The following is a 24,990-nucleotide window of genomic DNA, read 5'->3' as shown; positions in this document are numbered from 1 at the left end:
TATTTGTGGCAGCGCTTCATCCATGCGTTCAAGCAAAATAGAGGTGCAATAATGCAAATTCTTTTCGACAACGTACATGCCTGAAGGGTTTTCATGGAAAATGACAGTTTTATGCAGGAAGAAAAAGAAACAACAATTTTTATGGACGTTCTGTGAAAAATTGGAGAGAAAAGCATAAATAATGCGTTCGTACATAGATTATTTTATCCATTGCAAGAATGGTAACTAGTTCATTTCGACATGCGTGCGAAGCGGGACTGTCGAAACGTAGGGCACGAATGTGCTGGAAGTAGGATTCAAACTTTATGGCTGGAAGGTATACTGAATAACGAATTGAGGGCATTTCTCAAACCTATCAACTAACCAATTAGACCTAGTTTAATAATTTAAAGCTGGATTTTAATGCTGTTTTTCATTTTCAAATAAATGGAAAATAGTATATGTAAATAAGGATATATATTGTAGTTGAATCTGAACCATGTGGCGGCAGTTTTGGTGGTACGTAAGCTCGATCAGAGAAGGAGAAGATGTTGTTGATGAGCAAAAAAAGAATGGTGGCTATGCTTCTTGCTGGAGGCGAAGGAAAGCGATTAGGCGTACTTACACAGGAGTTGGCGAAGCCTGCAGTGCATTTCGGAGGGAAGTATAGAATCATTGACTTCACGTTAAGCAACTGTGTACATTCGGGCATTGATACGGTCGGTGTGCTGACGCAATACCAGCCTCTTGTACTGAATAGTTATTTGGGCAACGGCAGCCCATGGGGACTGGATAGACGCGATGGCGGGATGTCCATTCTCCCTCCGTATATGAAACAAAAAGGCGGTAAATGGTATAAAGGCACGGCGAATGCGATCTATCAAAATATCGGTTTTATCGAGCAGTTCGAGCCCGAATATGTGCTAGTCATCTCCGGCGATCATATCTATAAAATGGATTACAATCGGATGCTGGAGCAGCATGAGGCGCGCGGAGCCGATGTTACGATCGCTTGTCTGCAAGTAGACTTGAAAGAAGCAAGTCGGTTTGGCATTATGCATGTCGACGATTCAGGGGCGATTACGTCCTTCGTTGAGAAGCCGAAGGTACCAACGAGCAATCTGGCCTCAATGGGTGTTTATATCTTCTCGTGGTCGGCACTTAAGAAATATTTGATTCGCGATGAAGCCAATGAACTTTCGGGTAATGATTTTGGTAAAGACGTTATTCCGGCTATGCTCGATGATGGGATGAAGCTGGATTCCTATACGTTTGACGGGTATTGGAAGGATGTCGGCACACTGGAGAGCTTATGGGAAGCGAACATGGATCTGCTCGCGGAGACGCCTTCCCTTAATTTGAATGATAATCATTGGCCGATTTATTCGGTTCAACCGAATCGTCCGGCACATTTTGCGGGAGCTGGGGCAAAGCTATCGAATTCGTTAGTCACGGAAGGCTGCATTGTGGAGGGGACGGTTGTAGGGTCGGTACTCTTCTGCGATGTTCAAGTGGGGCCGGACAGTCGAATCCAGGATTCGGTTATTATGCCGGGAGTGCGAATTGGCAAGGGAGCCAGCATCTACAAGGCAATCATCGCAGAGGGAACCGTTATCCCGGACGGTGCTACGATCGGCAGCCCGGAATTCAGTGAGGTTACGGTAGTGAATCATCATTCCATAACGGAGGTAGAGCAGCTGTGCAAGCAAATATTCTCGGCATAATCAATCTCATCCATGCACCGGATGAAATGGGGTCTCTTACGGCGAGTCGTTGCTTAGCTTCTGTTCCTTTCGGCGGCCAATATCGGCTGATCGATTTTGCACTATCGAGTATGGCAAACTCCGGTATTACGAAGGTTGGCATATTCGCCCATACGAAATACCGGGACTTGATGGATCATCTTGACTCGGGTAAACACTGGGATCTTACGCAGCGGGATAGCGGGTTGTCCATCATTCCGCCGTTCATAATGGAACATGCGCATGAAACGAAACGCGGCGACCTGTATCACTTTTATCAGAATCGCGATTACTTTATGCATCATTCCTGCGAGTATGTTGTGATTACACGCGGTTATATGATCTGTAACGTGGATTTTAAACCGGTAATTGCGGCTCATCAAGCTAGCGGGGCAGATATTACGATCATCTGCAAACAGATGAATAACCTGCTGGGCGGCAAAGCACGAAAGGTCATGACGAATCCTAGCGGCCGCATCACCTCCATTGAGAAGATGGCTGACGAGGCGGACAATGATCTGATTTCTATGGAAATGTATATCATGCGCAAGGAGCTGCTGCTTGATTTGGTCGATACCTCTTTGGCGCAAGGGCAGGATCATCTCGTGGAGCATGCCATCATGGGCGGGGTTGATCAGCTCCATATTCAGAGCTATGTGCATGAAGGCTGTTTAGGCGTGGTCAATACGTTAGCCAGCTATTATGAGAACAGCATGCAGCTGCTGCGTCCCGGTATTCGAAAAGGGTTGTTTGCTCAACGGGGAAGCATCCTAACGAAGCTGAATGACGAGCCGCCTGCACGGTATGTCGAAGGCTCGAGAGCAAGCAATTCGATTATCGCCAACGGCTGCATCATTGAAGGGACCGTGTTGAACAGCATCCTGTTTGAAGGGGTTCATGTACGCAAAGGAGCGGTCGTCCGCGATAGCGTAATCATGTCTAACAGCATTATTGATGCGGATGGATTCGTGGACCATGTGATCCTGGATAAAGACGTCCGTATGACGTCAGCAGAGAGGTATGCTTAAAGGGACTTGGTGCGGCGGAATATAAAAAGGGCAGTGAGGATAGGTCGTAATCATGACCTTCTCTCACTGCCCTTTCTGCTTTGCGGGAACTTAGCAGAAGCTTCGATTTATTTGCTGGCAACCGCGACATCTTGAACGGCTTTGTAGATCGTATCGAACAGCTCTTCGAGGTTGTCTTCTTCAATGCAAGAGAAGGCTACACGAAGGTCGGTTTCGCCAAGCGCGATTGTACCGATTTCGTAAGCGTCGAGCAGATGGGTACGGACGGTTTCAGCTTCTACGTTGTTCAGCTTGAGGCACATGAAGTAACCGGAGTTGAACGGATAGTAGGACCAAACATCGCCGTAGCGGCCGCTGTCGAGCAGCTCCTTCACGCGGTTGGCGCGGCCTTTCATAATCGCGTACTTCTCTTCCTTCTGCGGTTCGAAGTCCTTCGATTGCAGCGCATGAAGCACGAAGGTTTGGGAAGGATGCGGGCCGCTGGAAATCGTCGCACGTATGATGCCGAGTGTCTTCTGCTCAAGTGCAGCAAGCACGGCATCGGATGCACTCGCATACGTAATGAATCCTACGCGGAAGCCCCATACGTATTCTTCCTTCGTCGCGCCGTCGACTTTGATCGGCAGCACGCGAGGGTGAAGATCGGACAATTGACCAAACAGCGATTCATGCATGGAGCCCTCGAAGAACAGACCGAAGTACGCATCGTCGGTCACGACTACAACATTGATGCCGGCTTCTGCCGCATCGCGGATTGCCCCAACGATTTCAACCCCTTCTTGCGCGCCCGGTGTGTAACCGGTCGGGTTATTCGGGAAGTTGAGTACGACGATCGCTTTGCCTTTGCTCTTCTGAGCAAGCAGTGCTTCGCGAAGTCCGTCGCTATTGAAGCGGTTCTCGTTGTTATAGAGCGGGTATTGCACGATTTCAGCTCCGCGGCGAATGCCGAAGGTCAGCTCGTAATTTTCCCAGTTCTTGTTCGGAATAATAACGGCGTCCCCTGCATCCGCGAAGAGGTCCGCTACAATGCTGAGGCCATGCGTCAAGGCGTTCGTAACGACAGGATTGCCGTAGTTTTTATTTGCAAGCGAAGGGTTCTCCTTCAGCATTTTGCCGCGCCATGCGGCACGCAGCTCCGGCTTTCCCGCCGGTGGTGCATATTCATAGAGATCCTTCGGATTATAAGCGGAGAGCGTGTCTTGAATGACCTTCAAATGCATAGGCTGGCCGTTCTCAATGGCAATACCAATTGTTGCATTGTACTTCTTCGCCTTCGCTTTTGCTTCGGCTGATTGGCTCAAAATGCCTTCCTTCGGGAAATAAATAGCTTTACCGAGTGTTGACAACATGGCGAATACATGACCATTCTCTCGCTCTATCGTAGCGTTCAATTGCTGGGCAAGTGGGTTCATCGACTTCATTCATCCTTCCGGCGTTTCATTCTCGTTTGGTTTCCATTGGAAACCGTTTAGGAGATATTATATCACTTATTGGGAGTGGAAGGCCATGTTACAATCACATTTTTGTAACAATTATTTCATGGGGGCCTTCCATCCGGCAGGGTGTCCATATTGGCAAAGGAATCGCAGTATTGTATGATGACAACGATATTGTTTTTGCAAACGGAGGAAGCTGAGATGCTGCACTGTGCGCCCACATCTTTTCAATTAAAACCCGCGTTAGCCAAAATCGTCTGCGAGCCGGGCTGGAAGTGGCAAAAGCGCGAAAAACCGCTGGCGAATTACGACCTATTCTATGTATGGAGCGGCAGCGGAGAAGTTAAATTAAACGGCGTGCCTTTCTCTGTCAGTAAAGGGAGCTGTTTTCTGTTTAAGCCGGGGGATTATACGAGTGCGACTCATAACCCGCAGAAGCCGCTTGTGCTGACTTATATTCATTTTGACGTTTCGGATAACGTAGGCATCGTACCGCAATCTTATCGGATGCTCAAGGAAACGGTAGATTTCGAGCATCTGTTGTCCCGTTATGTACGACTGTTTCTTGTGAAGACCTTCGCCGCGGAGGAAGAGGCGCAATTGATCTTAAAGCAGCTCATGATCTACTTGCTGCGCGAGGATCTGGAAGGTCCGGTAGAGCGAAAGGTCAGCAACCAATTGACGGAAGCCATTCATGAAGTGGCCAACTATATTCGGCAAAACCCCGGGATCGCGCATCGTGTGGAAGATTTGGCACAGCGCGCCCAGCTGTCGCCGAGATATTTCTCGATCAAGTTCAAGGAACTGATCGGTTCATCGGTGCAGAACTACATGATTCGCACGCGAATCGATCGGGCGCAGCATTTGCTCATGCATGCCGGCATGAATGTGACGGAGGTCGCCGATGCGCTCGGGTATCGCGATATCTTTTTTTTCAGCAGGCAGTTTAAGCAGTATACAGGAAAGAGCCCGTCGGAAATCCGATAGGCTCTTTTTTTTTGTTCGTTATAGGTACAGGCAGTTCCTTAGTAGCTTCAGGCCAAATAATATACAATGCAGCATAGTCTGAATGAACGGAGAGAGGCGAAATTATGGCCGAGTCAGCTAAGAAAGCCCGTATTTCATTATCGGCTCCAGAATTTACGTACTTTAACGAAATCAAGTATTCTGTAGGGAATGACCCGCTTGTGCAAGTTGATCCCCTGCGTAAATTGGCAAGCGGCAATTATTTGGTTACGCTGCGCGTAAAAGGGACACTGAAAGCGAAAGCACTCGCTACACTTCTCGTGCTGAACAAAAATTTGGGAAGCTATCGGATACTGGTACGGGTACGAGACAGCCAAGGCAAGCTGGTAATGCCGATTACACGAAGCCTTACTCCGCGTGCCATCGCAATCCTCTTCCGGCGGGCATTTTGCACGAATCGGCTGTTCAAATTTGTTGCGGTAAGAAATAATTTCGGCCTAGTATCCGTATATCCGGTGTTTAAAGTATTTGTCGTCCAATTCTATAATGATGATCTATCGGACTTCTATAGCAACTATAATAACGTGGCCGCAGCAGTCTTCCGAAACGTCCTCAGAAAAACGATTCAAGGCGCGACGATTCAATGCTCAACAGCTCAGAAAAAGTAGGGTTGCAGGATCGCAGCAAGGCAGTCTGAGGCCTGCCTTGTTCGGCTGTGCTTACACATTGGCGTTAGTCTCCTATGGCTTTCGCATGAGGACAGTAGCGCTGCATGAGGGCAATGGTCTCCGCATCCATCGGAAGATCTCGCTTAACGAGCTGATCTGTGATCGTTGCTTTCTCTGCTGTCTTCAGGTTCTGTCCGAATTTGAACTTCCCTGTCATTCGGTCGGCATCAATCCTTACAACAGCTACACCCTTCAGACGAGGAATATAGTCGGGGTCGCTTGCATCGATTGATTTGTAGCCGCCTTCCGGCTGCAGCTTGCGCATGAGCGCTTCGAGTGCTTCTGCTTTCTCTTTCGGATCATCGACAACGGCAGCGCAGCCATCTATGCGGACCGATTTGAAGAAAGCCGTAGCCGGACAAGCCATCAGCGGATCGGTGAAGTAAGAAGGAATGATCGCATATTCTTTGGCGACCATGAAGCTGACGCGCTCGTTCGCTTTGAGCTGCGTCATTTTATTCCCGGCTCTGCTTCCGTGGAAATAAATGCTCCCGTTTACATAGACGAAATTCAGCGGAGTCATGTTTGGCTCGCCGCTTGCTGAAACGGTCCCCAGAAATCCGAAGCTCATCTCGCCCAGGAAGCTTTCGATTTCCTCGTAATTCTCTTCTTCATTCATCGCGAATTCTTTCCTGCGCATCGTGAATCCCCCCATTACTTTGCAAAATAGTGTCCGCGCGCCGGACTTAATAGGTATGAGCATACTGCGATTATTGACAATTAAAAAGATCCAATTTAGTCTATTTTCACTAGACCAATTATCAGGTGAGCGTTAGATGGGGCAGGTGGGTTTTATGGATATGGATTTTCGCATTCCCTATGAGCGGTACTACGAGGAACTCGGACGCAAGACAGAGGCGCTGTTTCATGCGCTGCGCGAAGGGATTATGAGCGGAACGTTGGCGGGAGGGACGCGGCTGCCTTCCAGCCGGAAGCTGGCTGAACTGTATGGCGTGTCGCGCGGTTCCGTGAATTAAGCGTACGATATGCTGATTGCGGAAGGGTTTGCGTGGGCTGAGGGCGGGAGTGGAACCTTTGTAAGTGCAGCTTCAACCGGGGAAGCGACTGGGAATGGTGCGTCTGGGGCAGCAACTGGTGCCAGTGCGGATATCGCGTTATCAGCTTGGGCGGAGCAGCTTACCGCATCCAGGAAGTTGTTCACGACCATCGAGAGTCACCCTGTCGTGGAAGCAGCCGGCGCGGAGGCGATCAGCTTCCGGATTGGACATGTGGATTCCTCGCAATTTCCGGTGGAGGAGTGGAAAGCCGCGATGCATGCCGAGATTCGCGAGATGATGGCTGCTTTCCCTGCTATAAGCAGTGAAGTCGAAGGCTACCTGCCACTTCGGGAAGCCATCGCGAAGGATCTGCGACGTGAACGGGGGATACGCGCGGCTGCATCGCATATTTACATTACAAACGGCTCCATGCATGCGATCGCTCTGTTGTCCATGCTGCTCGTACGTCCGGAATTGCCCGTAGTGGTGGAGAATCCGAGCTTTAATGGAATTCGCAGAGCGGTTGCCGCCGCTGGAGGTAAAATTCTTTCAGCGCCTGTGGACAATGAAGGCATAGTGCCGCAGGACTGGCCGTCTAAGCTGCTTGTAGTGACGCCTACGCGTCAATTTCCTACAGGCGCAGTGTTATCGGCAAAACGGAGAGTGGAGCTGCTCAAGTGGGCGGGGAGGCAAGGAGCCGTCATCATTGAGGATGATTACGACAGCGAGCTGCGCTGGGGAGGCAGGCCGGTAGAGCCGCTGAAGGCGCTCGATCGGGAGGATCGTGTCGTCTACATGGGAACCTTCTCGAAGACGATGTTCGTTGAATAGCGCATTGGTTATGTGGTATTGCCTGCTTCATTAGCAGAGCCGTTCCGCCTTGCGAAAGCGCTGCTGGAACCGCATCCTTCCGCGCTTGTTGAACAGCGTGCGCTTTCACATTTTATTATGAGCGGCTGTTACTCCCGTCATTTGCGGCGAATGAAGCGGGTCATCGGTCGGCGGCTGCTTGCGTTTCGCGAACACTTCGAGCCGCGTCTGACGAGGTGGTTCAGGTTTGTTCCTGCGGATGCGGGACTTCATGTGTATGCCGAGTGGCGAGGCGATAGGGCAAGCTATGCTCGTCTTAAGGATGCGTGTGAGACGGCGGGCATACTGTGGTCTGTCGGCGACTCTTCCTGGGAAGGGGAAGAGCCGTACAATTCGGTATTGTTTGGCTTCTCTCATCTGACAGAGGAGCGGATCAAGGCAGGAGCAGGGCGGATTGAAGCGATAGCAGTGTCGTTGTTTGGGGACGGGGCGGAGTGAGCGGTACCTTGTTTCTAATACACAAACAAAAAAGCTGCCTCAAAAGTCGGAAGCTAGACTTTTGAGGCAGCTTAATTCGCTATGTGTTGGAAAGGGTGCCGAGTTTCTCGCCCATGCGTACTTTAAGTCCTGTCTTCAAATCCGGACGCGGAGAGAAGCTGTCATCCTCGGTTAGCAGTACAACGGTTGAACCAAACTCGAAGTAAGCAAGATCTGCACCTTTGTCCATACGCTCCTGAAGGGGCAGTACATATTTGATACTGCTGACATTCATTGCGCCAACCTTAACGATGGCGGTCTCTGCGTTTGCATGTCGCATGTAGGTGATGAGCCTTTCATTGCGGCTCAGCACGCGGCGCATATGCCGGAGGCCGAAATCGTTGACGGGATAAACTTTGCCAAGTACATGCTCGCGTTCTACAATCGTGCCTGCAATAGGCGTATGTATGCGGTGATAGTCGGTCGGGCTAAGGTACAGCACCATATAGTAGCCATTCTTGTAATTCTCCATGCGGGGAGAGCGATTGAGCAGCTCTTCGATGGTGTAATCCTGGCCTTTGACATTAAGAATCGTGCCTTGCTCTATCGGACCGCAGCCTGTAATGAGTGCATCAACCGGACTGACAAGCGCAGCGGGTTCTGCATCAATCAAACGTGCGCCGGGCTTCAAGCGCCTTGTGAAAAACTCATTCAATGTAGAATAGTCATGCAGCTGTTTCTCGGCTTCCTCTATAGCGATCCCGTACATACGAGCGAATCTTGGAATAAATCGCCGGCTAGCGGGCGACTGGGCAAATCGACCGGTTATTCGCGAAATCCATTTGCGCGAGCTAAGCTCAGTCATGGATCGGAGCAGCCATTTGGTCATGCCGGTAGTTCACGTCCTCTCTGGATTAAACGGGGGTTTATCGTGGTGGTCTCCGACTAGTTTGACATATCGCGACTCATTTATCAATAGAGTTCCCTGGAAGCACGTTTAAGGGAGGAATATGTATGCAAATACTGTCATATGAGGTGATCGAATGACAGGCTTAATGCTTATTGGAGCGATTGTTGGGGGCTTTATTTTGGCGGTGCTTCGGGTCAAGTACGACAGTCTTCGAAAAATCATTGATGGGCTGGCGGTTCTGGCTTATCTGGGGTTCTTCAGTATTGCAGCGAACAGTGTGGCGAGGACATTGCTCGACGATACCGTTTTTATGACACAGGTGCATGAGGTGCTGCTGAGTCCGATTTTTCTGGGAAGCGGCGCTTATCTGGGACCGTATGGATTATGCATGCTTCTGCAGCAATTGTGGAGCAGACGCCGGTAAGTTGGATGCAGCGGAATCGTTGGAATGGGGCCTCTGTCGGAGTCAGCGAGCGAACCTTGTACGTATGATAGGAGAAGCAAGCTGTTGAAAGAGAGGCGGGCTTCGTTCATGGCTAGAGCTAGAGCTAAAATCGCATTTGTGACACCGGGTACGTATGTGCTGCCTTCTCAAAGCAGCAGCTCCGTGGAGCGCGTTGTAGAGAAGCTTGTGCCACTGCTTGTTCCTCGTGTGGAAGCCTATATATATGGGAGATCAAGCCGGTCGCTGGATAATAGGACGATGCTAGGAGGCGCGGCTGTTGTGCGATATCCGGCTCACAATAAACGGTTATATTTGAAGCGGGTGGGCCAATCCATTATGACTCACCAACCGGATTTACTCCAGATCGAGAATAGGCCTCATTATGCCTTGAAACTAAAAAGACTGCGGCCGCAGAGCAAAATATGGCTGAATCTGCATTCCTCGACTTTTATCCGCAAACAAGCCATAAGCAGCGCGCTCCTTACCCGGAGTTTCCGAGCGGCTGATCGCATTATCGTGAATAGCGAGTATTTGAAAGAGGACGTGGCCGCTCGGGTACCGGAATGCGCCGATAAGCTGCACGTCGTGTATCCCGGAGTCGATACGGAACGTTTTCAGTCGCAGTACTCCTTGACGGGGGCTTATCGCAGGGCTCAACTGCGAACTGAACGCGGTTGGTCGGGCAGAAGCGTGATCCTGTTTATGGGCAGGCTCCTTGCGATCAAAGGGGTCCACCATTTGCTGAAGCTCATGCCTAAGCTTGTGCAGCAGCATCCTTCGGCGCTTCTGGTTATTGTAGGCGGCGCGTTCTACGGTTCCAAGCGCTCAACTGCTTATGTGAGGCAGCTGCGGCAGCTTGGTCGGAAGCTGAAGGGGCATGTGCAGTTCGTGCCTTATGTACCATATTCCGAAGTGCCGAGCTGGTTCCTCGCAGCGGATGTCGCTGTGGTTCCGTCTGGGAAGCGGGAGGCGTTCGGCCTAGTGAATGTGGAGGCGATGTCCTGTGGGTTGCCTGTTGTCGCGACGCGGGCCGGCGGCATGAAGGAAATTATTGAGGACGGCGTAACCGGTTATTTGGTCAATCCGGACGATGTGGTGAATGAGATGCGGGAGCGATTGCTGGAGCTTCTGCGCGATGATCAGCTGCGAATGCGGATGGGGCGACAGAGCCGGGAGCGAGTGGAGCAGCATTTTACATGGCAGCATTCGGCTGAGCGATGGCTGGAATTGTTCCGAGACGCACAGGTGAAAGCCGATGATGGGAATGCGGGGGACTGATTGACGAGATAGTTAAGAGCGGAAGATAAGAACAGAAGATAAGAGCAGAAGATAAGAGCAGAAGATAAGAGCGAGAGATAAAAACTGTAAAATAAAGGTTGAAAATTGTCGAACTCCAAAGTAAGATAGGAAGTAACCAAAGAGAGAAGATAGTAGGCAGCAATGAATAACGTTGCGTGCGAATTTTATTGAGACGACATGCAGGAAGCACCTGCTTGCGGCTGATTATTCAGCTTGCGAGTAGGTGCTTTTTTTGTGTGACCGGTTGGATGAAATGGTAGAAAATGATAGATTTTTCTCGTCGAATTGTAGCAAAAAGTGGTAGAATATGTTAGTTCCGATAAAAGCTGCGTAGTCAAATTCAACTTAGAGGAGTGTTTGGAATGAAGATGTTTTATTCGCTTGTGGTTGTAATTATGTTGATGGTGATCTCTTTGGGCGTGATGGGGATTGTGCAGGCTAGTAATGAAAAGGCAGGCGCGCCGCGAGTGGATAGACCGGGAGAAAATGTGGTGGAAGATTAATAGGATCTGCTGGGACAACGAGAAAGTCTATTAAAAGTGGAGATTTTAATCCGAAGTGCTAGAACCCTGTTAACACTTAGAACCTTGGAGGTCTACGAAATGAAGAATCTATTAATGAAATTCAGCTATATTAGTTTATCTGTCTGCTTGCTTGTTTCTTCCCAGCTTTTCGCTACCAAAACAACTGCCTCTGGTACCGCCTTTGAGCATGTCGTCGAGACCACTCTTCCAATTCAAATTCTTTATAATGCTCGTAAACTTGATCTAGCTAATACCAAACCAGTATTTAAGGATTATACGGTATTTGTTCCATTGCGCGTAGTTTCAGAAGGATTATCTGCAAACATTAATCTTTCCGGGAAGAATGTCACTATCACAAGAAAAGGAACAGTTATTAAGCTTTTGATTGGATCTGATAACGTTACGGTGAACGATAAACAGATGACAAACATTAAACCGTCATATATGGCAAACGGAAGAACCTATGTGCCGATTAGAGTTGTTTCCGAGGGTTTTGGAGAATTGGTCGATTGGGATGGATTCAATCAGATGGTATGGATCGGAAATAAAAAGATTCCGAAGATTGAGGATATTACAGCAGCTAAGAAATCAGAGGATTATAAAGATTACTTTATTGGTTATGAAGAGAGAATCAAAGACTACACTGATAAATACGTCCCATTAAGAATCATCACTGTCGACGATTTTCCATTAGTTATCGAAGGTGCAACCTACTATCGCGCAGATCTATCTAACACGAATATTAAAACAAAAAAATATATCAGATTTTCTAGTAATTACTCCGTATCAATGGGAAGAAGGTTCGCTCTATTAAAGAAAGGTGTTAAGCCAGTAACTATTGCGGAGTCCGCTTTTCTGAGAGAAAAATCCGTCAACAAAATTAACGGGTTACACTTCCTTTACAGCGAACCAAGAAGAGAAAACGATCTTAGCTCCGCAGAATATATCAATATTCCAGAAGACTATACGACAATCCTTATTAAAAACCCTTGGAGGAAATAATTCAGCATGAATAGCAGGATAATTCGAACTATTTCATATACTTTATTATGTTCCTTACTTATTGGCCTAATATTCCCTCTAATATCCAGAGATGCTAATGCCGCTGTTGAGGACGGAAGCTCCAGTATACAGCCGACGTATGACGCTGCTAAGAAGAAATGGTACGGAGTTGCAATGCTGTATTACGACATTTGGACAGACAGCGCCGGGAATTGGACAACCGAATCACCTGGAGATAGTCCGAACATGGATTGGAATTATTCTTTTACATTTAAAGATAGATCTATACGAGATGTGAAGGTATATAAATTCAATTCATACACAGATATGCAGTATTTTGATAAATCAAGAATAGATCCTCTCGAAACATACGGTGACAAAGAGTTTTATATAAGCAAGAACATATCAACCGTTAGTAGATCCACTCCATCAGGAACAGGAACAAGCACTATTTCATTTATATTAAGTATTAAAGGATTACTTGATTCAAAAGAATTATATCTCATTAGAAACGAAACTGGCGCCTGCGGAAGCTGCGCCCCTCTTGTAGAAGGAAGACGTTACTTCTTTCCTGTTCTACTAGAATTTGAACTCGACGGACAAATGGTCATTAATCACTACAAAACAGATGGGACAAACCTTGCTTCTGTATGGCCGCAGAAAAAGATTAATATGACCGTAGGTAACCAATATCCTCCAACAAACGCGGAAACAAACGTAATTTACGATTATGTAGGGTACAAAAAAAGTACGACTGATCTCCCACCAGCTGGATCTATTACAGCGGGACAGCCACGAGTTACATATGATGGGTTATATGACACGTATACGTTGAACTATTATTATGAGAGTGTTGCTGCTGCTGATGGAAAGGCTTATATTCGTCATGTTACAACTACAGGTGAAAGCTTGGCTTCTATGTTTAATGATCGTGATGTTAATTTAAAGAATGGTGAATCTTTCTTGCCAACTCACCCGTCAGCTGCGGAGTACACCTATAAAGGTCATGTGAAAACGACATCAGGTACGAAACCTAACGATTTTAGCAGTCCGGCAGCTGGTGAGTATAGCATTCCTTCCTACAGTAGCTCCTCTTTCAAAACGCTCTATCTTTACTATGTTTACGATGTAGTCATCGCCGGTAAGATCCATGTTCGGCACATGGTTCGTAACAGTTCGTCCGAACCTTATGTGCAGCAGACCGATGAACTGATTCCAGTTACGACTTTACCGCATTCTCAAGTGGTTTCCGCCAATTCTGCAACATATGGAATACTTCAAGGTAAAAATCTTTCTTATTTTGCGTATTCGAATACCGTAACAGCTGGTTCGAGCGCCAGTGTGAATTTAACCGCAGCTCTTCCAGAAGCGTATGTAACATTCTTTTATGAAAAACCAAAGGATACCGGCCCTAATAATCCACCAACATTTCAAATTGGATTTGTTTATCCATATGCTCCAACCAAACCGCTGACCCAAGTCTTAGAGGGAACGGTGCTGGATCTCATTTATATTGAAGACCCATCCGTACCGACTCCCTATGATCCAGATGGTGACTCAGTTACGTTCTTGGGCTTTGATTTTGGAGTAGGGAATGCATTCGTGCAGTCAATCCCTTCGAAGAGCACCGATTATATGAACGGTCAGCATAGTTTGACCATGGACACGCGTGGTTCTCACCGAGTTTGCGCACAGATGAGAGATGAGCATGGAGCCTTGGCAACAGCGTGTACAACCATTCAAGTCGTACCGCCAAATCCAGTCCCGATCATCGATGGACCTTTAGAGGTTGTAGAGGGAAGGCCGCTGTCGAGTCCATTTGGTTCCACTCATAGTTACAGTCCCATTGCTGGCCGATCCATCGACCATGCAAGAGACGAGTGGACGAACAAAAAGACTATCTACACAACGCCTGGTACTGAAATTATTTCACTGCACGTTTATGATTCGATTGGATTGAAATCATTGGCACCTGCTCAGCATACGCTGACAGTAAAGCCGGACTTGCCTCCAGATGTGACGATCACCGGCCCTTTGAAGCTGCTTAGAAACGTCATAGGCAATTATTCAATCGATATATTCAGTATCGACGGTGACACGATCGTGTCCAAGCAAATTAAAGAGCGTTACGATAAAGACAATGATGGTAACTTTGTTGAAGAAACCCCTGTCACCATAAACTACGGGACTGGGAAAATCGATCTCAAATATGTAACCGTTGGAAAGCGCCAAATTGAAGTCTGCGGAACAGAAGACTGGGGAAAAAGCACCTGTGAATCCATCATCATAGACGTTATTAATGATGCTCCATTTGTTTCGTTTGAGATGAAAGGCGATAATTCTTCTCCGCCTATGTATGGGATGACGTACAAATTAAGGCCAAGTGATCTAGTGTCTTCAACGTGGAAAAATACAAGCCCAGTGAAGCGATGGATCTGGGATAGTGAGGAAAACTCGCTGTCTAGTGTGGTCTCAAACGGAGTTAACCTTTGGAGAGGGCCTTCAAAAACAGGAATAACGGTTAGTCCCATGATGGATCAAAGTGAGAGTATAGTCTTGTTTGATGATTACAAGATGGTTGTGGTTCCAAACAGCGCTAAATATGATCACGATATACAGATTTATAAAGGTTCGACTCTGCTACGCACCTATTCGCAAATAAGTGTAGCCGAAACCGATCGAAGTTCAGAGTTGGTCTATGTTTTAGACTCGAGCTACGATTACCTTTATACCTTTACACAGTTGGCACTAGGACAGACTCCAGAACTAAAGATTAGTAATCCTACTTCTGGCTGGGGCGTCGCGGGAAGTGATCATTTCATTATTGGCACCCATTCTTTGTTGGCTAACAAGCCCATTAAATTTAATCTGGATTACAAAAAGGTATACACGACCAGAAACTTTCCGCAAATGTCCTTTAGTGGGCAAGATGGATCTGAAAATTTCCCATACTCTTCATCGTATACATTAAATTCCACAACAACTTTCACAGAAGACTTACCGGCCGGGGTGTTTTATGTTCCTACGGGAAAGGCACATGAGGGAGTGTCTATATCTCCATTAGGTTATGACGCAAACGGAAATGTTTACTATGAGTCTTTCGATAAGTGGTCTAGAACGCCATCACAAGGATCTTCATCGAGTATGACTTTCTATGAGCTGGCATTGACTAAACTTGACGGCAAGACAGGAAAACTCATCTATACCATTAAGGATGGTACAATGTATGATTCTCAATTTGGCGGGTATAGTCGTAGTAACGGCTATAGTTTTGGAGGAAAGCTAGCCAATAGTTTCGACGGCAGTAAAATTGGCTATATTGTCCGTTATAGCGGTACGCATAACTTAATCACTAGAAAGGCAAGCGATGGCAGCCTGCTTCTCTCCAAAGCTTTAACTGCAACTGACTTCATTATTGGATCATACAAAGACTACATTATTGTTCAAGCAGCTAATGAGATTCGCGCCTATAAATTTAGCGATCTGTCACTTGCATGGACGACAACGGGAAGGATAAACGATGTTAAAGTCACGCCAAATGGATATATGTATGGCACCTATGATACACAGGTTCTGCAATTAGATTTAGAATCTGGTCAGTTAACGACACTTGCTACTATGGGAGCGTATATCTATTCTTTAACAACTTTAAAGGATGGACAACTAGACGTTGAATCAGGGTTTAAAAGTCATTACCTTCTGGCATCATCAACATTACTAGGTAGATATTATGATTCATACGGGCAGTTCTATAGCGATACGCTGCCCAAAGAAGATGATTTTTCATTAGGGTATAAGATGAAATACAATTTCAAATTTCAAGACACCGATAGTTCATCTGGTTTTTCATTCCGCATGGTAGATAAAGATAATATGTATCGGGTTGAAGCTTCTAATGATACCGTGCGTTTGGTGAAAATCGAAGATGGAACGAGAACCGTTCTATCGCAAGCTGCGTTCATCATGCGATCGGGGACGTACACGGCATTTACGGTTAAAGCATTGGCCGACAACATTAAAATTTATGTCAACGGTACTCCATTAATCGATGTTGAAGATCGTACATTTACTGAAGGCATGTATGGGCCCTATGGTAATACTGAATTAACGGAATTTAAGGATATGGAGCTTACGGAAATCACCATTAACAAGTCCTTGATGCTCAATACGGCTTTGGTTGGAGATAACGTATTCTATTCCCTTACCAATTTGGATACGGAGAATGACCCTTTAATCGATGCTAAGACGAAGTGGACGTATAACAAAGTAGCTGAGAAGTTCTTAGATGCAAGTGACGGCAAGTCAGGTCCTTCGAACTTATCGGGAAAAACGTTTACTACACCTAAATCTCCGTTTGATAAAATTGGCCTTTATGATGTGAGCTATATAACGACAGATGATCCAAATGCTGCTCATCTATTCCCGGATCTGACATTTGAAGATTATCGAAAGGAATCAAACACGCACAGCACTCAAGTCATTGTTCATCGCAGACCGATTTCAAACTTTGCACTTTCCATAAATGCAGATGGAACAATAAAGTGGACAGACAATAGTCACGATCCAGACCGATATTTAAGCGCAACAAACTACTCAATCGAGGCTACAGGCATTGACTACAAAGTGACTAAAGGTGTGATGGAGAAAGCATTTTACTACATAACGCCAAGTGGAACGATGGTTAATCAGAAATTGGTGGCACCTCAAGAGCTAGGGAAGTATGAGGTTGGTATGGCCGTGAGGGACGAGTATCAAGCATGGAGTACGTACTATGTGGTCACTATCACAGTATCTAAAATCGCGGGCGCAAATGACCCGCCGATCCCTGGTTTTACCACTACACCAATTAATACGTATCGCGGTGATCCCATCACAATTGACTCGACGGCAAGCGATAAAGAAGATGGCGGACGTGAAAATCTCGCCCATCAGTATTTTATCTTGAGTCAAACCACGGGCGTTGAAATCTTCCAGAGCGCGGTGAGGACGACATGGTCGAAAACATTCAATACCATGGGTACATTCAGTATCCGCCAAGTCGTCACGGATTCTCTTGGGCAGGAAACTCAAATAAGTAAAAACGTTCAAGTGATGAATCGGAAGCCGGTTGCGGATATGGATATTCCGAGCAGTACGGATCAAAACAATCCGACGAAGCTAACCATTCTTCGCCCAACCTTTAAATGGAATTATGGCGATCCGGACGACGATCCGCAAACCAAGTACCAGCTCAAAATTTATCGATATGGCGGCATCTTAGAGAAGGATTCCGGCGTTCAGAGTGGAGCGCTCCTCTATTGGAATCCTGATACCGATCTACCGGAGAAGGTCAATATGTACGTGATCGTCCGCGTGTTCGATGGGTATGACTGGAGCGCGTATAGCTCGCCTAAATACTTCTTTATTGAAACGAACCAGCCGCCTACCGCGGATTTTGACTGGCTCCCTAAACCCGTCTATGAAGGTGACCCTATTACGCTGACGCATGTTATTGCAGATCCGGATAAGGATCATTTGGATGTGCAGTACTCCATAACGGATTCAATCGGAGGCAGTCAGACGTACAATTACAACGGAGCCCATCCTTACTCCACTTCAGGTCCGAACTTCAAAGGTGTACTGCCTGGAGTTTATACTGCTCAGCTTACCGTTTCTGATGGGAAAGCCCCTCCGGTCATCGTTCGTAAAACCATCACCGTGCTGCCGCTGTCGGTTAGCGGACAAGTGAAGCATACGGCACTTTGGGATGAACGCCGTCAGGAAAGTAATCTGGCGGTTAGCGGCAACGCGAATAGTCCACGAGCCTACTCGGTGTATTGGGCGGGGGAGAAATTTATGTTGTCTGGGGCAACGACTGCTACCGGAACCGCGACGATTGCCGATCAAGTGAACGTTACGATGAATGGGATAGCGGTTGATCTTAATCCGACCCATGCAGCGAAAACCTCTTGGACTGGAGAGATGTGGGAGGAGAGCTTTGAGGAACTGGATGATGGACCGCTGACATTCACGTTCAAAGCCTTCTACAATAATGGTACAGTCAAGACAACGAATGTGACGATCACGATTGCCGGCGATGTGCAGCAAACGGTCGGCGTTCATCGCGTGCAGTAGGTGTAATCTTCAGTTAGAAATCGAGCAATAGGTGTTGTTATGCAAAAAGTGCAAAGGATTAGGACAAGGCTGCTCCTACTTGGGGGCAGCTTTTTCGCGCCTGCAATCTATGGCGGACAACAGGTTTCACCTTGCTGTCGACCATGTCCTGTCGTTTTCACGCAACATATTTATCCGAACGTTTTCAAGGCATAGGCCACCGTTTACAAATAATTTGACCTTTGACCATGTGACCAGCCCATGGGTGAATGCATATGATACCTATGACATTTGAGGTGGAAGAAGGAGAGGGCTATGGCGAAGAGCAGCAAAGGAAAAAGCCCCAAAGGGCGGAAGCCGTTATTTTATGTGGATAATCCGAACGCGTCGGAGTTGAAATGGCTCGAGGAATTGAAGAAGAAAAAGCCGACATCGGCGAAACCGGAAGAGAAAATGGTTCAAGTGAATGCAGCAGCACCTGTATTGGAATCTCCAGAAGAGGTTTCACAGCAAGTGGAGTCGGAGCAGCAGCCTCCTCAGCAAGAGGTTGAAGTTACCGCCGTGCAGGAAGCTTCGGAGGTCGTGGAACTTCAAATGCCGCAGCCGGAGCTAATTGTGGCTGTCTCGGAAGAGCCGGTCGCACAGATTCCACATAAACAAACGGAAGAAGAACTACAGGCTTTGACGGAAGAAATTGAGCGGCTGGCCCGCGAGAACGAAGAAGCAGAGCGACTTCATATTGAGCAAATGGAAGAGCTGTTGAAACAGGAGCTCTTGCGCAAAGAGGCGCTGGTGGCTGAGAAGCGTATGCCGGATTCACCGCTTCCTTTCATACACACCGATGACATCGCAGACAATGCAGTTACATCGAATAAATTGGCATTTGGTTCTGTTGACTCCGATCGGATTAAACAGAGTGCGGTCATTACGAACACGATTGCCGATTTCGCGGTGGAAAGTATCAAAATTGCCAATGGTGCCATCATTTCGTCCAAAATCGCATCGGAATCCATCACGGGCGACCATTTGACGAAGAATGCCATCTCAGGCACCAAAATTCGAGACCGTTCCATAACTGGCGATAAGCTGCGTGACAACAGCATTACGTCGGAGAAGCTGGCTGATCGGACAATTAGCGCCGATAAGCTTGCGGAAGGGTCCATTGAAGCGAAACATTTGAAGCCGCTCATTGTTACATCGGAGCTGCTCGAAGATCAAACGATTACATCCAGCAAAATCAAAAGTGCGGCGATCCGCACCGAAAATATTGCAAATGAAGCCGTCTCGACCTCCAAGCTAGCGGAAGGCTCGATAACCCGCTCAAAGCTGCGCGATGGCTCGATCACAGGTGAGAAGATCAGCATTGGAGCGATCGACTCCTCGCATCTTCAACCCGGACTTTTGCTTGCGGAGCATGTAGCCCCAGGCGTGCTGTTAGGGAAACATTTGGCGCTTGGCGAAATTACGGCTACCCATTTGGTCGAAGGCGCGGTCGGCACCAGAGAGCTGAAGGCTGGTTCCGTAACGTCTGAATCCATTGCCCACGGAGCAGTCAGTTCGAAGGAGCTGCAAGATGGCGCTGTGAAGTCGCAGCATATCGCTCCCGCCGAAATCGGCACCGAGCATGTGCAGGATTATGCAATCTCCTCTCCCAAAATTGCGGACCTGTCGATTTCCACGATTAAACTCGTCGATCATGCGGTTACAGCATCCAAGATCGCGGATCATAGCATTACGGCAAGTAAGCTGACTGACGATGCGGTACACGGCAAACACCTCAGCAGACTCAGCATCAGCGGCGACAAAATGTTATCCGACACGATCGAAGAACGCCACCTGGCGGAGAACTCGGTCGGTTCGAAGCAGTTGATTGATGACAGTGTAGCTACCGGTCATCTGACCAACGGTTCCGTAACGGATAAGAAGCTTGCGGCCCTGTCGGTGAAGCAGGTTCATATCAGCGCTGCTGCTGTCGGTCAAGTACAGCTGCAGGATGCATCGGTCAGCGAGCAGAAGCTTATCGATGGCAGCGTAAGCAGCGCTAAGCTGGCAGAGCTGTCCATTCAGACTAAGCATCTGGCGGATGAGTCCATTACGTTTGACAAAATCGCTCCGGAAGCGATTCGCGCCTTCCATCTCTCGCCGGGAACGGTAATGGAAGAAGCCATCTCACCGGAAGCAGTCTCCTCGCTGCATTTGCAGCCGGGACTTATCGAAGCGTATCACATCAGCGAAGGCGCAATTGAAACAAATGCGCTTCAAGACGGTGCAGTGAAGTCCATTAAGCTGGCAACCGGTTCCGTATCGGAGCGGCATTTGGCGGCGGGCTCGATTCACTCTCACCATTTGGCAGATCATATCGTGAATTCCCTCAAGCTTTCTCCGGAAAGTGTTTCTACGGATAAGCTGACGGATTGCGCGGTGACATCGAGCAAGCTGGCGGACAGCAGCGTAACGACTGCTAAGCTGGTGAACGGTTCGGTTACCGGAGATCAGTTGGCTTTTGGCTCCGTTACGCGTAAGCATCTGGCAAAAGGGGCAATCGATGCCGAGCATCTTGCGAAGGGCATTATCGGCGAACGTCATTTGTCCGCTGGTGTTATAGGCAGCGATGCGCTTGCACATGGTGCAGTTACGGGCGATAAGCTTGCGCTTGGATCCATTAGCAGCGGCCACCTGGGCAGCGAGTCAGTCAGCAGCAAGCACTTGGCAGAGCAATCCGTTTACGGCGCGCATCTTGCACCGGAGAGCGTTCGCGATGTTCATTTGAGCAACGATTCGGTAACCGCAGCGAAGCTGAGCGAAGGCAGTGTAGCGGGCTATCATTTGCAAAATGAAGCGGTAAGCTCCAGAGCGATTGAGCCTTCCGCGATTCATGGCCAGCATGTGGCCGCATCGGCGATTGATTCCAATCATATCGCGGAATCCTCGGTTGGGAGTATGCATCTCAAAATCGACAGCGTCCTGCAGCTTCATATGTCTGAGGAGTCTGTCGGCACGGATCAGCTTTGCGATGAAGCGGTAACAAGCTCGAAGCTGTCATCGTTGTCTGTGCATGGCGATCACATTCAACTGGAGACCATAGCGGGCAAACACTTGAAGGCAGAAGCCATTCAAGGGTATCACATCCGCAAAGGGTCGATCTCCCAAGCGCATCTGGCATCGGAGTTCTACACGTTTGATAAAGCTCCGGATGGCATTATCCATGGTATCAAAATCAAACGAGGTACCATCAGCAACGATACGCTGAGCGATGGAGCTGTCAGCAGCGCGAAGATCGCAAGCGGAGCGGTTGGGTCTGAAGCGATCGGCACATCGGCAGTCGGCGAAGGCCATCTGCAGCCAGGCGCGGTAACGCTTAGCAAAATTGCGCCGAAATCGATTGCCAGTGCGCATCTGACGGCAGGCGCTGTCGGAAGCGAAGCGCTGGGCGAAGGCGCGGTGATCAGCTCGAAGCTGGCAAACGGCGCAGTCGGCTCGGATGCGTTAAGCGAAGGCGCGGTCGAAAGCTCGCACCTAGCTAACGGTGCGGTTGGTACGGAAGCGCTGAGCGACAGCTCGGTTACGAGCGAGAAGCTGGCTAAAGGAGCAGTTGGCGCGAAAGCGATCAGCGACGGAGCGATAACAAGCGTGAAGCTTGCGCATGGAGCAGTGAACACAGATGCGCTTGGCAACAGCGTCATTACAAGCGCGAAGCTGGCGCTCGGAGCTGTAGGATCGAAAGCGCTCGGTGACGGCGTGGTAACAAGCGCGAAGCTGTCGAGCGGAGCAGTCGGCACGGATGCGCTCGGCGATGGTGTGGTAACAAGCGCGAAGCTGTCGAGCGGAGCGGTTAGCACAGAAGCGCTTAGCGATAGCTCCGTGACAGGCGTGAAGCTGGCGAACGGTGCGGTTGGCACGAAAGTGCTGAGCGACGGAGCGGTTACAACCGCGAAATTGGCACTGGGAGCAGTGAGCACGGAAGCGCTCAGCGATAGCGCAGTGACAAGCGAGAAGCTCGGAATAAGTGCGGTAAGTTCGCAAGCGATCAGCGATGGAGCGGTAACAAGTGCGAAGCTTGCGCTCGGATCGGTTAGCACGGAAGCGCTGATTGATGGCTCAGTGACCGGCGAGAAGCTGGCAAGCGGAGCTGTAAGCGCAGATGCGCTGGGCGACAACGCGGTAACGAGCACGAAGCTGGCACCCGGGTCGGTCGGCACGGATGTACTCGCCGATAACGCAGTAACAAGCGCGAAGCTGGCCAAAGGAGCCGTAAGTGCTGAAGCACTGGGCAACAGCTCGGTAACCAGCGCGAAGCTGTCGAGTGGGTCAGTCGGCACAGAGGCGCTTGGCGATAATGCGGTAACAAGTGCAAAGCTGGCAAGCGAATCGGTCGGTACGGCTGCGCTTATTGACAGCTCAGTGACCAGTGCGAAACTTGCAAGCGGAGCAGTCGGCACGGATTCACTCGGCGATAGTTCGGTGACAAAAGCGAAGCTCTCGAGCGGAGCAGTTGGCACGGATGCGCTCGGCGATAACGCGGTAACAAGCGCGAAACTGGCCGGCGGCTCGGTCGGCACGGCAGCACTCGGCGATAACGCGGTAACGAGCGCGAAGCTGGCAAGCGGAGCAGTCGGCACGGCAGCACTCGGCGACAGCGTGGTAACAAGCGAGAAGCTCGTAATCGGAGCAGTCGGCACAGAAGCGCTGAGCGATAACGCGGTGACAAGTGCGAAGCTGTCGATCGACTCGGTCGGTACGGAAGCGCTCATCGATAGCGCGGTAACAAGTGCGAAGCTTGCGCTTGGCTCGGTCGGCACAGCGGCACTCAGCGATAACGCAGTAACAAGCACGAAGCTGGCAGGCGGAGCGGTAAGTACGAAAGTGCTGTGTGACGGAGCGGTAACGAGTGAGAAGCTCTCAAGCGGAGCCGTTGGCTCGGAAGCACTGAGCGACCATGCGGTAACAAGTGTGAAACTGGCGAGCAGCGCGGTCGGCACGGAAGCACTCAGCGATAGTGCGGTAACGAGTGAGAAGCTGGCAAACGGAGCAGTCGGCACCAATACCATCGTCGACGCAGCCGTAACAAGCGAGAAACTGGCTGGCGGAGCAGTCATTACGGAAACGCTCGGCGATCATGCGGTAACGAGTGAGAAGCTGGCACTCGGGTCGGTTGGCACTGACGCGCTTAGCGACAGCTCCGTAACGAGCACGAAGCTCGCACTCGGCGTAGTGGGCGAAAGCCATCTGCAGCACGGGGCCGTAACCTCGAACATTATTGCGCACAAAGCCATAGGCTCAGCGCATTATGCAGTTGGTTCCGTTGGCAGCGAGGCGCTTAGTGATGGAGCTGTCAGCGGTAACAAGCTGGCTAACGGCGCAGTCGGCGAGAACCAGCTGCAAGCCGGTTCGGTTACGCTAAGCAAGATTGCGGCACGTTCCATTACCACTTCGCATCTTATCCCGGGCTCCATCGAAAGTGCAGCTTTATGCAACGGTTCGGTGACCACGGAGAAGCTGGCAGTAGGCGCAGTCGGCACAGAAGCACTCGCTGACGGGGCTATTACGGCCGAGAAGCTTGCACCTGGAGTGCTTGCACCTGCTCAGCAAACCTTGTCAAACGGCTGCATCGAGGAAGGCCACATCGCCAATGGCGCAGTAAACGCGGCTAAGCTTGCAGAAGGCGCGGTACAATCCAGCAAGCTGGAGGACGGATCGGTAACGACCGAGAAGCTTGCAGAAGGCGCGGTGCAATCCAGCAAGCTGGAGGACGGATCGGTAACCACCGAGAAGCTCGCAGAAGGCGCAGTAAACACAGCTAAGCTTGCAGATGGCGCGGTACAATCCAGCAAACTGGAGGATGGATCGGTAACCACCGAGAAGCTCGCAGAAGGCGCAGTAAACACAGCTAAGCTTGCAGATGGCGCGGTACAATCCAGCAAACTGGAGGACGGATCGGTAACCACCGAGAAGCTCGCAGAAGGCGCAGTAAACACAGCTAAGCTCGCAGAAGGCGCAGTAAACACAGCTAAGCTTGCAGATGGCGCGGTACAATCCAGCAAACTGGAGGATGGTTCCGTAACTGGTGTCAAAATCGCCCTCGGCAGCATCACTGCAGCTCACTTCGCCGAAGATGCATTCCCGGCTCAGACAGCTCCGGCTCCGGAATTCGCTTTGGAAGGCAGCTTGCTGCAAGACGGCAGCATCAGCAGCGAGAAGCTGGACTTCACGCCGGTTACGACGGTTAAACGGCAATCCGCCGTCATCCAGCAGTTCGGGCTTGCGCCATATAACTTCCAAGGCCAAGGCGAGCAGCTTGACGTGACGATCGGCTTCGATCAGCCTTTCAGCAACAATTCCTACGTGTTCGTTGCAACGACAGACCAGCCATCCTGCTACGCTGTGATCAAGACCAAAACAGCCGCGGCGGTTCAACTGACAATCGTGCGGACTCGAATCAGCCCAGAGCCAATCGGTCTGGTAAACTGGATCGGAATCGGCCTATAAACAATCGTTAATGAATAGCCGGGGTCTCCTAAGGGAGCTCCGGCTATTTGGCCGTTACGTATATTTC

At 49.3% G+C, this 24,990-nt stretch carries 16 protein-coding genes; 13 read left to right on the top strand and 3 right to left on the bottom strand.

Translation table 11 applies throughout. From position 1 onward, the window contains the following. The first annotated feature begins 536 nt into the window (after positions 1-536). Complete coding sequence (locus AC6ESO_RS14495) at positions 537-1,703, top strand: glucose-1-phosphate adenylyltransferase (RefSeq protein ID WP_497091960.1); 1,167 nt, start codon at positions 537-539, stop codon at positions 1,701-1,703. Further along, positions 1,679-2,749, top strand: a complete 1,071-nt coding sequence (gene glgD, locus AC6ESO_RS14490) for a glucose-1-phosphate adenylyltransferase subunit GlgD (protein ID WP_497091959.1) — start codon at positions 1,679-1,681, stop codon at positions 2,747-2,749. Before AC6ESO_RS14495 ends, glgD begins: the two co-directional genes overlap by 25 nt. A 107-nt stretch (positions 2,750-2,856) precedes the next feature. Here glgD and AC6ESO_RS14485 read toward each other — a convergent pair whose 3' ends face one another. Next, the gene (locus AC6ESO_RS14485) at positions 2,857-4,161 is read right to left on the bottom strand and encodes an aminotransferase class I/II-fold pyridoxal phosphate-dependent enzyme (RefSeq protein ID WP_497091958.1); all 1,305 of its coding nucleotides are present in this window, start codon (positions 4,159-4,161) and stop codon (positions 2,857-2,859) included. A gap of 225 nt (positions 4,162-4,386) precedes the next feature. On the opposite strand from AC6ESO_RS14485, the gene AC6ESO_RS14480 reads away from it, so the two are divergent. Together AC6ESO_RS14480 and AC6ESO_RS14475 are read left to right on the top strand one after the other, a co-directional pair. Beyond that, positions 4,387-5,172, top strand: a complete 786-nt coding sequence (locus AC6ESO_RS14480; protein WP_497092146.1) for a helix-turn-helix domain-containing protein — start codon at positions 4,387-4,389, stop codon at positions 5,170-5,172. A gap of 104 nt (positions 5,173-5,276) precedes the next feature. After that, a complete protein-coding gene (locus tag AC6ESO_RS14475; protein WP_497091957.1) occupies positions 5,277-5,819 on the top strand; it encodes a hypothetical protein in 543 nt (180 codons plus the stop codon). Between the two features lie 64 nt (positions 5,820-5,883). Here the strand turns inward: AC6ESO_RS14475 and AC6ESO_RS14470 are convergent, their stop codons facing one another. Beyond that, entirely contained in the window at positions 5,884-6,519 is a 636-nt protein-coding gene (locus tag AC6ESO_RS14470; RefSeq protein ID WP_497091956.1) for a pyridoxamine 5'-phosphate oxidase family protein, read from the bottom strand. 160 nt (positions 6,520-6,679) lie between these two features. Between AC6ESO_RS14470 and AC6ESO_RS14465 the strand changes: the two genes are divergently transcribed. Genes AC6ESO_RS14465 through AC6ESO_RS14455 form a run of 3 tightly spaced genes read left to right on the top strand, consistent with a single transcriptional unit; the run spans position 6,680 to position 8,185 of the window. After that, positions 6,680-6,856, top strand: coding sequence for a GntR family transcriptional regulator (locus tag AC6ESO_RS14465; protein WP_497091955.1), 177 nt, complete (start codon positions 6,680-6,682; stop codon positions 6,854-6,856). Positions 6,857-6,865: 9 nt separating this feature from the next. Then, positions 6,866-7,708, top strand: coding sequence for an aminotransferase-like domain-containing protein (locus AC6ESO_RS14460; protein ID WP_497091954.1), 843 nt, complete (start codon positions 6,866-6,868; stop codon positions 7,706-7,708). A gap of 18 nt (positions 7,709-7,726) precedes the next feature. Next, a complete protein-coding gene (locus AC6ESO_RS14455; protein WP_497091953.1) occupies positions 7,727-8,185 on the top strand; it encodes a hypothetical protein in 459 nt (152 codons plus the stop codon). A 79-nt stretch (positions 8,186-8,264) separates the two neighbouring features. Here the strand turns inward: AC6ESO_RS14455 and asd are convergent, their stop codons facing one another. Beyond that, entirely contained in the window at positions 8,265-9,053 is a 789-nt protein-coding gene (gene asd / locus AC6ESO_RS14450; protein WP_497091952.1) for an archaetidylserine decarboxylase, read from the bottom strand. 154 nt (positions 9,054-9,207) lie between these two features. Here asd and AC6ESO_RS14445 point away from each other — a divergent pair, with 154 nt between their 5' ends. The 6 genes from AC6ESO_RS14445 (at position 9,208) to AC6ESO_RS14420 (ending at position 24,923) form a co-directional block, all read left to right on the top strand. Beyond that, positions 9,208-9,498 (top strand): transposase, encoded by a 291-nt coding sequence (locus tag AC6ESO_RS14445; RefSeq protein ID WP_497091951.1) that lies wholly within the window; start codon positions 9,208-9,210, stop codon positions 9,496-9,498. Positions 9,499-9,606: 108 nt separating this feature from the next. Next, the gene (locus tag AC6ESO_RS14440) at positions 9,607-10,797 is read left to right on the top strand and encodes a glycosyltransferase family 4 protein (RefSeq protein ID WP_497091950.1); all 1,191 of its coding nucleotides are present in this window, start codon (positions 9,607-9,609) and stop codon (positions 10,795-10,797) included. A 383-nt stretch (positions 10,798-11,180) separates the two neighbouring features. Beyond that, positions 11,181-11,321, top strand: a complete 141-nt coding sequence (locus tag AC6ESO_RS14435) for a hypothetical protein (protein WP_497091949.1) — start codon at positions 11,181-11,183, stop codon at positions 11,319-11,321. A gap of 99 nt (positions 11,322-11,420) precedes the next feature. After that, positions 11,421-12,344, top strand: coding sequence for a copper amine oxidase N-terminal domain-containing protein (locus AC6ESO_RS14430; RefSeq protein WP_497091948.1), 924 nt, complete (start codon positions 11,421-11,423; stop codon positions 12,342-12,344). Positions 12,345-12,590: 246 nt separating this feature from the next. Then, positions 12,591-18,458 carry a hypothetical protein gene (locus tag AC6ESO_RS14425; RefSeq protein ID WP_497091947.1) on the top strand — a complete coding sequence of 1,956 codons (5,868 nt, stop codon included), beginning with the start codon at positions 12,591-12,593 and terminating at the stop codon, positions 18,456-18,458. 294 nt (positions 18,459-18,752) lie between these two features. Next, the gene (locus tag AC6ESO_RS14420; protein ID WP_497091946.1) at positions 18,753-24,923 is read left to right on the top strand and encodes a WIAG-tail domain; all 6,171 of its coding nucleotides are present in this window, start codon (positions 18,753-18,755) and stop codon (positions 24,921-24,923) included. Positions 24,924-24,990 lie beyond the last annotated feature (67 nt).

It is taken from the genome of Paenibacillus rhizoryzae (assembly GCF_059686995.1).
This window is presented reverse-complemented; position numbering and strand designations above follow the sequence as displayed.